The sequence below is a fragment of the Halobacillus sp. B23F22_5 genome (assembly GCF_043497085.1).
Classification (GTDB): Bacteria; Bacillota; Bacilli; order Bacillales; family Halobacillaceae; genus Thalassobacillus.
This window is the reverse complement of the sequence record NZ_JBIEKI010000001.1, coordinates 503,622-516,297: the sequence shown is the minus strand read 5'-3', so window position 1 is coordinate 516,297 and position 12,676 is coordinate 503,622. Positions and strand designations below refer to the sequence as shown.

Annotated in this window: 15 protein-coding genes; 8 read left to right on the top strand and 7 right to left on the bottom strand. The window is 42.7% G+C overall.

What is annotated here, in order from left to right:
- Nucleotides 1-7: 7 nt before the first annotated feature.
- On the bottom strand, nucleotides 8-835 hold the full coding sequence (gene speE / locus ACGTN9_RS02460) for a polyamine aminopropyltransferase (protein WP_499590181.1): 828 nt from the start codon (nucleotides 833-835) through the stop codon (nucleotides 8-10).
- Between the two features lie 198 nt (nucleotides 836-1,033).
- On the opposite strand from speE, the gene ACGTN9_RS02455 reads away from it, so the two are divergent.
- A complete protein-coding gene (locus tag ACGTN9_RS02455) occupies nucleotides 1,034-3,082 on the top strand; it encodes a transglycosylase domain-containing protein (RefSeq protein ID WP_499590179.1) in 2,049 nt (682 codons plus the stop codon).
- Nucleotides 3,083-3,236: 154 nt separating this feature from the next.
- Here ACGTN9_RS02455 and ACGTN9_RS02450 read toward each other — a convergent pair whose 3' ends face one another.
- On the bottom strand, nucleotides 3,237-3,773 hold the full coding sequence (locus ACGTN9_RS02450; protein WP_499590177.1) for a YwhD family protein: 537 nt from the start codon (nucleotides 3,771-3,773) through the stop codon (nucleotides 3,237-3,239).
- A gap of 799 nt (nucleotides 3,774-4,572) precedes the next feature.
- Here ACGTN9_RS02450 and thmT point away from each other — a divergent pair.
- Complete coding sequence (gene thmT, locus ACGTN9_RS02445) at nucleotides 4,573-4,755, top strand: 2-hydroxymuconate tautomerase (RefSeq protein ID WP_093044880.1); 183 nt, start codon at nucleotides 4,573-4,575, stop codon at nucleotides 4,753-4,755.
- Nucleotides 4,756-4,797: 42 nt separating this feature from the next.
- Here thmT and ACGTN9_RS02440 read toward each other — a convergent pair whose 3' ends face one another.
- On the bottom strand, nucleotides 4,798-5,667 hold the full coding sequence (locus tag ACGTN9_RS02440) for a dimethylarginine dimethylaminohydrolase family protein (RefSeq protein ID WP_499590518.1): 870 nt from the start codon (nucleotides 5,665-5,667) through the stop codon (nucleotides 4,798-4,800).
- 204 nt (nucleotides 5,668-5,871) lie between these two features.
- Here ACGTN9_RS02440 and ACGTN9_RS02435 point away from each other — a divergent pair, with 204 nt between their 5' ends.
- Nucleotides 5,872-6,072 (top strand): hypothetical protein, encoded by a 201-nt coding sequence (locus ACGTN9_RS02435; protein WP_499590175.1) that lies wholly within the window; start codon nucleotides 5,872-5,874, stop codon nucleotides 6,070-6,072.
- A gap of 101 nt (nucleotides 6,073-6,173) precedes the next feature.
- On the top strand, nucleotides 6,174-6,503 hold the full coding sequence (locus tag ACGTN9_RS02430; RefSeq protein WP_499590173.1) for a KGG domain-containing protein: 330 nt from the start codon (nucleotides 6,174-6,176) through the stop codon (nucleotides 6,501-6,503).
- A 133-nt stretch (nucleotides 6,504-6,636) separates the two neighbouring features.
- Here ACGTN9_RS02430 and ACGTN9_RS02425 read toward each other — a convergent pair whose 3' ends face one another.
- The 3 genes from ACGTN9_RS02425 to ACGTN9_RS02415 form a co-directional block, all read right to left on the bottom strand.
- Nucleotides 6,637-7,140 (bottom strand): YwgA family protein, encoded by a 504-nt coding sequence (locus ACGTN9_RS02425; protein WP_499590171.1) that lies wholly within the window; start codon nucleotides 7,138-7,140, stop codon nucleotides 6,637-6,639.
- Between the two features lie 12 nt (nucleotides 7,141-7,152).
- Entirely contained in the window at nucleotides 7,153-8,448 is a 1,296-nt protein-coding gene (locus ACGTN9_RS02420; protein ID WP_499590169.1) for an HD domain-containing protein, read from the bottom strand.
- A gap of 123 nt (nucleotides 8,449-8,571) precedes the next feature.
- Nucleotides 8,572-8,805, bottom strand: coding sequence for a YuzB family protein (locus ACGTN9_RS02415; protein ID WP_499590167.1), 234 nt, complete (start codon nucleotides 8,803-8,805; stop codon nucleotides 8,572-8,574).
- A gap of 120 nt (nucleotides 8,806-8,925) precedes the next feature.
- Between ACGTN9_RS02415 and ACGTN9_RS02410 the strand changes: the two genes are divergently transcribed.
- Nucleotides 8,926-9,765 carry a lipoate--protein ligase family protein gene (locus ACGTN9_RS02410; protein WP_499590165.1) on the top strand — a complete coding sequence of 280 codons (840 nt, stop codon included), beginning with the start codon at nucleotides 8,926-8,928 and terminating at the stop codon, nucleotides 9,763-9,765.
- Nucleotides 9,766-9,895: 130 nt separating this feature from the next.
- Nucleotides 9,896-10,132, top strand: coding sequence for a hypothetical protein (locus ACGTN9_RS02405; RefSeq protein ID WP_499590163.1), 237 nt, complete (start codon nucleotides 9,896-9,898; stop codon nucleotides 10,130-10,132).
- A 42-nt stretch (nucleotides 10,133-10,174) separates the two neighbouring features.
- On the opposite strand, the gene pta is transcribed toward ACGTN9_RS02405, so the two are convergent.
- A complete protein-coding gene (pta, locus tag ACGTN9_RS02400) occupies nucleotides 10,175-11,146 on the bottom strand; it encodes a phosphate acetyltransferase (RefSeq protein WP_499590161.1) in 972 nt (323 codons plus the stop codon).
- Between the two features lie 220 nt (nucleotides 11,147-11,366).
- Between pta and hemQ the strand changes: the two genes are divergently transcribed.
- A complete protein-coding gene (gene hemQ, locus ACGTN9_RS02395) occupies nucleotides 11,367-12,110 on the top strand; it encodes a hydrogen peroxide-dependent heme synthase (protein WP_499590159.1) in 744 nt (247 codons plus the stop codon).
- A 127-nt stretch (nucleotides 12,111-12,237) separates the two neighbouring features.
- Nucleotides 12,238-12,660 carry a cell wall hydrolase gene (locus tag ACGTN9_RS02390; RefSeq protein ID WP_499590516.1) on the top strand — a complete coding sequence of 141 codons (423 nt, stop codon included), beginning with the start codon at nucleotides 12,238-12,240 and terminating at the stop codon, nucleotides 12,658-12,660.
- Nucleotides 12,661-12,676 lie beyond the last annotated feature (16 nt).

Below are 12,676 nucleotides of genomic sequence, written 5' to 3'. Positions count from 1 at the left end.
TCCCTCCTTACTCTGTCAAATCTTTTACGAATTTTGGCAATGCGAATGCTGCTTTATGCAACTCTTTTGTATAATATTTCGTTTCCATGTCATGGAACCGCTCTTCCGGCACTTCCAGCGGGTCATACTGCTTGCTTCCGATAGTGAATGTCCAAAGGCCGCTTGGGTAAGTAGGAATATTAGCAGTATAGACACGGGTAATCGAAAAGGTTTCTTTTACATCACTGTATACCTGGCGAATTAAATCCGCTTTAAACCAAGGGTTGTCCGTCTGGGCAACAAAAATCCCATCGTTTTTCAACGCCTTCGCTATCCCTTCATAAAAACCTTTACTGAACAAATTAACCGCTGGGCCTACGGGTTCTGTGGAATCCACCATGATGACATCATAGTCATCTTCACTCTCGGCAATATGCATAAATCCGTCCGCTACTTTCACTTCAACGCGAGGGTCTTCCAGCTTGCCGGCGATTTCAGGTAAATACTGTTTCGAATACTCGATTACTTTACCATCGATTTCAACCAGGGTCGCTTTTTCTACTTCAGGGTGTTTCAATACTTCACGAATGACACCGCCGTCCCCTCCGCCGACTACCAGCACATTTTTCGGATTAGGATGTGTAAACAACGGCACGTGCGCTACCATTTCGTGGTAGACGAATTCATCTTTTTGGGTCGTCATCACCATATCATCCAGAACGAGCATATTCCCCCACTCTTCTGTTTCCAGCATATCCAGCTGTTGAAAATCTGTTTTCTCTGTATGAAGCGAACGTTTAACCTTCGCTGTTATACCGAAATTCTCGGTCTGCTTTTCTGTAAACCATGTACTCATCTATCATAACTCCCTTCGTTTATAAAACAGGTATCCTTCTATTTATTCCTGTAAACAATCAAATTATAGAGAATTCCAGAAAAAAAGCAATACTTTTTCATCCCAGGGACCTAAATCGTCCCCATGTTTAATTTTCACCCCATTATCCCATAATGTTAAAAAACATTCGAAAAAGTCGGATAACGGGGAGCGCTTAACATGAAAAAATGGTTCCAGCACCGTAACAAATGGATACGTTCACTTCTTTTGCTCGGTACAGGCACAATCGCTGTCGGGTTGGCAGCCATGATTGTGGTGCTTCTCTATGCGCTGATTAGCGGCCCACCGTCTTTGACTACAGAGCAAAACACAATCTACTACAGCCAGGATGGTAAAGTAATTGAAGAAGATTTCGGTACCAAACGGCGGTATTGGGTCGACCTGGAAAACATATCCCCTTATGTCGTTCAGGCAACGCTTACCTCCGAGGATCGTCATTTTTATGACCATTCCGGATTTGATATCAAGCGAATCGGGGCAGCTGTCTTGAAAAATATCCGCAACCTTTCCAAAGTGGAAGGCGCAAGCACGATTACCCAACAGTATGCCCGCAACCTTTACTTATCCCATGAAAAAACGTGGATCCGTAAAGCGAAAGAAGCAGTCTATGCACTCAGGCTCGAAATGTTTTATGAGAAAGATGAAATTTTGGCCGGGTATTTGAACACCATTTATTATGGCCATGGTGCTTATGGCATTGAAGCGGCCAGCCGCTACTTTTTTGATAAACATGCGGATGAATTGACGCTTGCTGAAGCTGCGATGCTTGCAGGCGTCCCGAAAGGACCAAGCTATTATTCTCCTTATAATAATGAAGAGAACGCCAATAATCGCCAGGCACGCATTTTGGCCAGCATGGAAGCAGCCGGTCATATTGATGCTGATGAAAGTGAGCTCGCATCCCGCGAAGTGCTGGATTATCAGGAACCATCAGAAGTTGAGGCACCAGATATCGCTCCTTATTTCCAGGATGTTGTTGCGATAGAAGCAATGAACCGGCTTGATATCGACCGGGAACAGCTTACTGTAGGAGGCTATCATATCTATACGACGCTTGATATTCCTACCCAGGAAATATTAGAAAAATCGATGGCACGCCATATCGATGAAAATTCAAAAATTCAAGCAGCGGGCATTGTATTGGAACCTAAATCCGGAGCAATCAAAGGGCTGGCAGGCGGCCGTGATTATGAAGCAAGTCCATTCAATCGGGTGACCCAGGCAAAACGGATGGTCGGCTCCACAATCAAACCGTTCTTATATTATGAAGCGCTTGCCAGCGGCTTTACACCGACGACACAATTGGTAAGTAAACCGACTAAATTTGAACTTGGAGATGGGGAAACCTACGCCCCAAGTAATTTCGATGGCTATTATGCCAACGAGCCGATTACAATGGCACAGGCCCTGGCGCTGTCCGATAATATTTATGCGGTGAAAACGAATGTCTACCTGGGACCGGAACGTTTGAAGAATACCTTGAAACAATTCGGAATTTCAGGAGATATTCCCGCTGTACCTTCCTTAGCTTTAGGCACAGCCTCCCTTTCGTTATACGATATGACTAAAGCTTACAGTAAACTTGCACGTCCGGAAGAGGACAACACTCCTCATGCCATCACTAAAATCACAGACAGTCACGGGAATATTCTTTATGAATACGAGCCGCCAGAAGTAAAAAAAGCTATAGATCCAGTACGGGCATTCATCACCGCTCATATGATGACAGGTATGTTCGATTCATCACTCAACGGATATATGCGTGTAACAGGTTCGAGCATTGCCGATCAACTCAGTCGTCCTTACGCAGGAAAGTCAGGAACAACCAATACTGACAGCTGGATGGTGGGATTCAGTCCTGAGCTTGTAGCGGGGGTTTGGACTGGCTACGACCAACAAAAACAAATCACGAGAATGAGCGAATTTCAATACTCCAAAAAAATATGGGCTGATGTAATGGAAAAAGCTCATGAAGATAAGAATTTTACCACCATGAAGGCACCGGAGGGTGTAATAGGCGTTTATGTCGACCCCGCAACAGGCCTGCGGGCAACTCCCTATTGTGATGCACAAAGGCTGATGTATTTTGAACAAGGAAAAGAACCAGAAGGTTTTTGTAATGAACATACGTATGAACAGGACCAGTACCATTTAGAAGAAGAGAAAAATAAAGGCGGGTGGAAGGAACTGCTGGACTGGCTATTTTAAAATCCCATAAGAAAAAGGTCGAGGAATATCCCCGACCTTCTTCTTTGTCCTAGTAAAACATGTATAACCCATGTGATAAACATTTTACAAATTTAACAAAAAAACCTCAAGATATTCACACATCATTCACAATTTCGACACATTTGTCAGCTGATTAAACTTTCAATGCTTGCTTTAATTCATCAGAGGAATTTTCCCACATTTCCTCACTATGCTCACGCAAGAATTTAGCAAGAACCGCTTTTGATTTGTCGTCCATATGCTCGACGACAAATTTTCCTTTCAATGATTTGTCCATGTGGTTGACGTGTTCAGGGAGCAGTTTATATCCCCGGCGGATTTCACGGTCAACGCGGATTTCGCTGCTGGCTACACCATAATATAGAGGACCTTTCTCTGTACGTTCAATGGTTACCCAAGTGATCCAATACAACAAACCATTTGGTACCTCTGACTTGTCGGTAAGAAACTTGATCCGCTTTTCGACAGCACTGCGGGCATGCATGGCACCCATATCGACATAAGCCTCTTCTTCGTTAGGGTCGACGATAACCGGAGACATATTTTCTAAGGTGATCGCGCCGACACCATAACCGCCGTGTCCATCGGTAGAGTCATCTTTTAATATTGTAAATTGATTTTTCTTTTTGTCTTGATCATTGTTTTTCTTGAACTGGTCAAATTCTTTCATGGTAAGGAGCCTCCTCTTTCCGATCATTTATTTTTTCATTTTAACATACTGCTTCATTCTGTTCAGTTTGTAAAACTTGCAGAAAAAGCAGGAATTTCGACAAATTATAAAGAAATAGTTTTGCAGTCTGTCGATTGGGACTTTCTCAAACCCGTACAGTAAAGTCGAAGACTTTATTTCGAGATATTATTGAAGTATAGGGGCTCCGGGAAACGATTCGGTTTTCCGTGGGCGTGTGCTGAGTCTCCTCAGGCTACGCCTTGCGGGGCCTCACCTATCACTCATCTCCCACAGGAGTCTCACCGTTTCCCTACGCCCTTTTCCATAAGAAGTTCTCGAAATCTCATTTCTTGAAAAAACGTCCATGATTACAGAAAGGAGGTCTTGGCACCTTTTTATCCTTTTTAAATGCGTCCAGCTGAAGGTTTCAACTAAACACATGAAGGGTCCGTTTATTACTAAACTGGCTGGATGGGCAGGGAAATGACGAGACTCCCGCGGGAGGAGGGTCTAGGCGAGATCCCACAGGGCGCAGCCCGAGGAAGCTTGCCAGGTCCCCCGCAGGAAAGAAATGAATGCGTAATCGCCTTGGGAGACACGACACGCATAAGCAGAACAGCAAAAGGGAAGGGCTCTTTCTTCCCGTTGATGGACTGCTTATGTCGCGAGTGTCTAGGCGATGAAGCTGGAAAGCGAGTTGTTTCCCGAACCATCCCATTCCTCTCATGGTAATGGACCCCGCTATCTCGAAACTGAGTATTTTTTTAAAAATAATGCTTATTATAAAGGAGGTTGGATGATGCCTATCGTAACTGTACAAATGCTTGAAGGTCGTACGGATGAACAGAAGAAAGCATTAGTCGAAGAAGTGACAGATGCAGTCACTAGAACTACCGGTGCCAGGAAAGAAGCAGTAACTATCGTTATCGAAGAAATGGCCAAATCCCATTACGCTGTCGGCGGTAAACGAATTAGTGATTAAAACAAAGATAAGCCCGGGCGAATGACGCCCGGGCTTTTATTGTTATTGTGAAGTGGATCGCTGCAATGGCATCGTACAGCAGCGGAATGATCCGCCAGACTTGATAATTTCTGAGAAATCAACTTCTATGACTTCGAATCCTTTCTCCCGCATCTTCTCATTCACTTTTTTATTGTGAGGCAGGCTGATGACCTTGCCTGGAGCAATGGATAGAACATTGACTCCCATGGTGAACTGTTCATGCTCGTCTACCTCAATCAGTGTGTAATGTCTGCTCAACATATCATATTCTTCTCTTCTAAGCGCGTCTGGGAATACCAAAGCGTACTCTGGGGAGAGAATATTGAATACACAATCAAGGTGCAAATACTCTTCTTTGATTGGCACCGCAGTCACATGATGACCAGGAAGCAAAGTCTGAAGATTTTCAACTCCATGGTGATTCGTACGGTCACTCATACCAACCCAGACTTTATCTCCATCTACGATGATATCTCCGCCTTCAATCGTGCCATTGGAGATCTTTTCCCAGCTGGCATTTTCCTGCTGCAATATAGCTTGCAACAATTTTTCTTCTCCTTCACGCACTTCATTACCCATATTGGAAACAATCACTTTTTCCCCGATACAGACTCCAATATCCCTGGTAAACACTTGTTCATTAAAAGACTCTTCGGGTTCCAATTCAATAACTTCTATATTATGATTTCGCATTAACTTTACAAAATCATGATGTTGCTTACATGCCTGATTGATATCTATATTTTCATCGAGGTATTTCTTTTGTGTTTCATTGATGGCTTCCTCAATCCGCATATAAGCAGGCGAGCATACAACCACCTTTTTTAACGTATCAAATTCCGATTCACACCCGATACCTTCATTCATTTTTTCCTCTTCTTTCAATACCACGGACAAAGCTACCACCTCTGTATGATTTATTCATTACTAATAATTCCCTTTATGATGAGAAGCAAACCTGTTCAGTATCCATTACTATTTATATTGTCCTATACCGTCCGAACCATTATTCCAATCAACAGTTTAAAATTGTGAAAGGTTGGCAATTGCATTTGTGTAACCAAAATAACACTCCACTGAAAGGAGGTTTAGTAATTGGCTAAGGATAATCAGGACAATAAAAAGATGGGTTATGATGAAGCAGGTCCGAGGAAAGACCGAAAGACTGAAAAACAATATGATCCGCACAGACTTTCGAATATAGCGGATGAAAATGAAGATGATCCGGTCATTCATAAATATAAACAAGACAACTATAAAGACGTAAGAAGAAACGATGATCCATCCGACACTTAATTACATTCAAATTACAAAATTGGAAAATTAAAGTAAATGAGTTTTAGACAATTGATATCGTGGTAACTAAAACAACAACTACTCAAAAGGAGGTTTCAACAATGGCTAACAACAATAAGAACAACAATCGTAAGATGAGTTATGAACAAGCTGGGCAAAAAGGCGGAGAAAAGACTAGTAATAAGTATAACCAGGAGCACTTTGAGGAAATCGGCCAAAAAGGCGGCGAGAAGACAAGCAAACAGTACAACCAGGAACATTTTGAGGAAATCGGTAAAAAAGGCGGAGAAACCACCAGCCAGAATAAAGATAAAGACTTTTATCAGGAAATCGGCAAAAAAGGTGGCGAAAAAACAAGTGAGAAGCATGGAGAGGAATTCTACGAAGACATCGGTAAAAAAGGCGGTAGAAATTCCAGCTCCAATCGGTAAATAACTTCTCACCTGATCATACAAGAGGGCTGTCCTGTAGCGAGGGCAGTCCTCTTTTGCATAGGAAGAATCCTATGTTTGTCCATTATAACAAACGTTATCTTTATTTCAAACCAAAAACCGTACCCCCTACCTAGTGGAGGGTACGGCGCATTTCTTCGATAAAGCCCCAGGCTTCGTTTATCTCATCCATCGAATAATTCTGTTTACTTTTTACTGTCCGTACTTTCTCTTCTACTTCTTCGCGACGTAAATGCTCAAAGTACAAGATGGTTGAAACGAGTTCCAGAAAACGGGAGCTTTTTTCTTTCATTTTTGTAATCCGCTCCCCCATTGCCGGCAACTCTACCTGGTAATGCTTCAGAAATTCATTTCCAGCATCTGTAAGTTGGTAGCGGTACTGGTAATAGTTCTTTTTTTCTTCTTTTGTTTCATTAATAAACCCGAGGTTGCACAGTTCCTCGATTCTTAGCGTCAGTTCCTCCGAATACGGCCCGTAAAAATGAAACTGGTAGCGTTCTTCAAAAGGAACCTCGCATTTTTTTAAGATATAAATAATTTTCTGCAGCTTCTTTCTCCCTACGATTTCATCTGAGCTGGCAAAAAAATGCATAAGCTTTGCATGATTTTCTAACATACGGCTCATCCCCTATCCGTACAAAATTTCTAGGATCCGCTTCTTAGTCTTACTCCGGTTGGACATTTCTTCGAGACGGTCAAGCGGAAAATATAGTTTATGATCGGTCCTCTTTTTCCCTGAAATCGATTCAACAATATCAGATTGACGTGAGAGTTCTTTCAATTCCTGATTCGGCATCAATAAATGGATCGGGAGACGCTCCTCTTCCTCTCCAGGCCGGTAAAAGTCATACGGCAAGTCAGAACTGGAGTCGACAACAAGGTAATAATCCGGGTTCAATCCAGCTTTATTGAATAAACGATATAATTCCATCCACTCATTCATCTGCAGATTCGGGTTAAATTCAATGTATTTGAACAGACGACGATTAACGAATCGTTCGCAAAGATCACTTAAAATCGGGTCTTCTTCATTCATCCATATTTGGAAGTAATACATGGCTACTGCTTCATCCAGCGCTAAGTATTCTTCCAAGGTAGGTTTTTCTTTGAAAAATGATAAAAAGTGTGTCGGCTTCAATGCGAACTCATAACCAGTTTCATGGAGTTCCTTGGCACGGTGGAGAATCTTAGAAAGAATCACCTCCGCACTCCGGGTGACCGGGTGAAAATAAACCTGCCAGTACATCTGATAGCGGCTCATGATATAATCCTCGACAGCATGCATCCCGCTTTCCTTAATGACGACCTGATCTTCCATCGGACGCATAACACGCAAAATACGTTCCATATCAAAATGACCATAGCTTACTCCTGTAAAGTAAGCATCCCGTTGCAAATAATCCATTCGGTCGGCATCAATCTGACTGGAAATCAAGCTGACAACTAATTTATTATGGTAGGTTTTATTGATGACATCAGCGACTTTTTCAGGGAAGCCATTTTCCACTTTAGAAAGAATTGTATTGATCGTAGTATCCCCTAATAAAATTTCCTGGGTGAAATCTTCATGATCGAGCTTGAAGACTTTTTCGAAGGAATGGGAAAACGGGCCATGGCCAAGGTCGTGCAATAAAGCGGCACATAAACATAGCAATCGTTCATTTGAATCCCAATTCGGCCGGTCTTCGAAATTATGAAGGATACGGCGGACGATTTCATAAACACCAAGCGAATGGTTGAACCGGCTGTGTTCCGCCCCATGGAAGGTCAAATAAGAAGTGCCCAGTTGTTTAACCCTGCGCAGACGTTGGAATTCCGGTGCTCCGACTAAATCCCATATCACTCGATCCCTAATATGTACATACCTGTGTACAGGGTCTTTAAAAACCTTTTCTTCATTTAATTTTTCATCTTTATAAGCCATCGGTTAATCCTTCCAATCGGCATTTTTTTCTATTATAGCTGTTTATCTTATTTAAAAAAACACCTTGACAAGCAAGGTGTCCATTACATTCTTTAAAATATATCGACCGGGCTACTCCTGGACTCACTTTCGCCCTTTGCTTAATTTTTTTTCGATTTTTTCGATCAGTTCATCTTCTTTCGGTGCAGAGATAGGACGATTGTTCACGAATGCGAATGACTTCTTCCTGCCGGGACCGCAATAGGACTGGCATCCAATTTCCACTTTAGCCTCTGCATCTAATTTTTCTAATCGTGGGAGCAGCGTCTTTAAGTTGACTGCCTGGCAATCATCACAGACGCGGAATTCATTAGCCATCGCTCATCCTCCTTCACATCGAACCAATACAATATTTTACCTAGTTTTATGGATACATGCAAGCGGCTTGTTCTGTTATACTATGGGAGGTTAAATGTGAACGGAAGGAGTATTTTCGCTATGTCTGACCTACATCCCTTGCTGAAAACAGCACAATATCGGTTCATCGATCAAAGCACGCTGGGACCGGAGTTCTCAGCACTTCAGTCTTTCGCGATGGATGATGCTCTGTCAATGTCTGTCGGCCAAGGTTCTTCTCCCACTACTGCACGGTTATGGGTCCATCATAATACCGTTGTACTCGGTATCCCTGATGCAAGACTCCCCTATATCACAGAAGGTGTCGAATACTTGAAATCACAGGGTTACCAGGTGATTGTAAGAAATTCCGGGGGACTCGGTGTCGTTCTTGATGATGGGGTGTTGAATGTATCATTGATTTTCCCTGATTCAAAAACAGTCAATATCCATGAAGGATATGATGCTATGGTGCAATTTGTACGCTACCTGTTCAGAGATTATACGGACCGGATCGAGGCTTATGAAATTACCCAGTCTTATTGCCCGGGCACCTATGATTTAAGTATCGGTGGCAAAAAGTTTGCCGGGATTTCCCAACGCAGGGTGAAAAACGGTTCCGCTGTCCAGGTCTATTTAGATATTACAGGGAGCGGTGCAGAACGAGGACGTATCATGCGCGAATTTTATAAAATCGGAAAACGAGAAGAAGCTACCCGATTCGACTACCCGGAAATCGATCCTAATGTCATGGCATCTTTGAATGAATTGCTGGATGCAGAATTCTCAGTTCCTCAGGTACGCGATATGATTTTGACGACTTTGCATGAATGGACCGGCAACATATCTATGCAACAGCTGGACGGCCAGGAAATCGAATGGTTTCATAAACGCTTCGAGCAGATGATCGACAGGAATAAAAAAGCGCTGGAATCCTTATAAAAACGGAGGCCAGTGCTTTTTTTAACGAAATAACCTTCTATGGCACGAACACTTATTTTCCAGATGTATACGGCCTGTTTCTCAGGTTCATGTTAAAATAGAAGTAATCATACAGGAGGTGTGTGGCGATATGTTCACTATTTTTATCGTAATTGCTATTTTTTTAAGTATCATCGCCTTGATTGCCACGATTTATGTAGGAAAAGATATCAATAAAACTATTTCGGAAAGAGAAAATGACACACCTGAAGATGAGCTTGCCAGGTCACAGGAATATGAAAAGGCCCCTAACCTTCGGGCTCTATCTATCATCTATATTATAACTTTTGTTATTACTATTGTTTTAGTTGCAATTTTCATCTTATAACAAATCCGGGCTCCCCTGATAAAGGGGCCCGGATTTTCTTCCTTATAGGGATTGAGCCGCTGTTATCAGGGCTAATTTATAAACGTCATCTGCATTACAGCCGCGGGATAGATCGTTCACCGGCTGGTTCAGACCTTGGAGTACAGGCCCAACAGCATCAAAGCCACCGAGGCGCTGTGCGATTTTATAACCGATGTTCCCAGCTTCAAGACTTGGGAAAATGAAGGTGTTAGCTTCCCCTTTCAATGGGGATTCGGGTGCTTTTTTCTCTGCCACAGACGGCACGAAAGCTGCATCGAATTGGAATTCCCCGTCGATCAGCAGCTCAGGGTTCTTCTCTTTAGCGATTTTAACTGCTTCAGAGACTTTTTCTGTTTCTGGAGATTTCGCGGAACCTTTGGTAGAAAAACTCAACATCGCAACTTTAGGCTCAACATCGAATAGCTGGGCGGTTTCCGAGCTTGCCAAAGCGATTTCTGCTAAGTCTTCACTGTCTGGCGACATGTTAATAGCACAATCCGCAAACACATACTTCTCTTCCTCGCGAACCATGATGAATACTCCAGAGGTCTTCTTAATACCCGGCTTCGTTTTGATAATTTGCAGAGCTGGCCGCACAGTATCTGCTGTGGAGTGTACAGCACCGCTGACAAGACCATCCGCTTTACCCATATACACGAGCATTGTTCCAAAATAGTTGCCATCTTTCAATATTTCTTTGGCATCCGCTTCTGTCGCTTTTCCTTTTCGGCGTTCTACAAAGCTTTGCACCATCTCTTCCATTCCTTCATAGTTTTCTGGATCGAGAATTTCTGCCGAAGAAATATCAAGCCCGAATTCGCCCGCTTTCTGTTTCACTTCATTTTCATTTCCAACTAGTACAGGAATGACTAAACCTTTCGTTGCCAAACGACTGGCAGCTGTCAGTATTCTTTCATCTGACGCTTCAGGTAATACGACTCGCTTACCTTTTCCATGAACTTTATCTGTTAATGTCTCAAAAAGATCACTCATATTTTTCCCTCCAATATCTTGTCCTGTTATATATGATAAGACAATTTGTGTATGAATGAAAGTAATATGTAAGAGAAAACAGTTCCCCTTATAAAATGTGTCAATATAGTGAATTCATACCCCTTATTTACTTCCGACATGAAGCCCTGTTTTGATTATGTTATATTAAGGAAGGAGCAGGATACTTACTATAAGTTTTTGATAAAGGAGCGTATGATCTATGCCAGAACCAGCGATAACCTTAGATGGATGGTATTGTCTACATGATTTCCGGTCCATGGACTGGACCGCCTGGAAGATGATATCAAGTGATGAACGTGAAAGTGCCATCCACGAGTTCCATCAATTGATCAATAAGTGGGAAAAGACAGAAAGTAATAAAACAGGCAGTCATGCTGTCTATTCCATTGTCGGCCAAAAAGCGGATTTCATGATGATGATTCTACGTCCGACCATGGAAGAACTGAATGAAATTGAAAATGAATTCAACAAAACTAAATTGGCTGAGTTCACCATCCCGACTTACTCTTATGTTTCTGTAGTAGAACTCTCCAATTATATGGCTCAAGGTAAAGACCCGGAAACGGATCCTGAAATCCAGGCACGTTTAAAGCCTATCTTGCCTAAATGGAAATATGCTTGCTTCTACCCAATGGACAAGCGTCGTCAGGGGAATGACAACTGGTATATGCTCGAAAAAGAAGATCGAGGTAAAATGATGTATTCCCACGGCATGATCGGACGTAAATATGCTGGAAAAGTACGCCAGATCATTACGGGATCCGTAGGCTTTGATGACTGGGAATGGGGAGTCACTTTATTCGCCCATGATGTCCTGCAGTTCAAAAAGTTAGTGTATGAAATGCGTTTTGATGAAGTAAGCGCCCGCTTTGGCGAATTCGGCTCATTCTATGTCGGGCACTTGCTCGAAAAAGAGTCACTTCCTAAATTCCTATCCATCTAAATAAACTATACCTGAACAGCGCTGCCACCCATACAGGGGCAGCGCTTTTTATTTTTCATAATGTGGGACCCCGTACATATACATTTACAGAGAAGCTCATCTTGTGGAATTGAAGCGGGGTGAAAAGATGGCGGTAATCCCTTCCACAGAAAAAGGTGTGAAGTTATTAGCACGACTGATGCGCGCTGAAGCAGAAGGTGACGGACAATTGGGAATGCTGATGGTAGGGAATACAGGAGTGAACCGTGTACGTGGTAATTGCATAGATTTCAAAGCAATCAATTCAATTGAAGACATGGTTTTTCAGAGTCCCGGGGGATTCGAAGCTACGCAAAAAGGCTACTTCTACCAGCGTGCCCGAGATAAAGACATTCGTCTGGCCAGAAGGACGATTAAAGGAGAACGGTTTCATCCAGCAACCAATTCCCTCTGGTTCTTCATGCCTGAAGGAAGCTGTCCTGCCCAATGGTTTGGTCAATGGAATTCAGGACGGTTCAAATCGCACTGCTTCTATTCTCCATTACAAAGCGAGTGCCCACGAGTTTATTAACGCAAAAAAGGAGTGA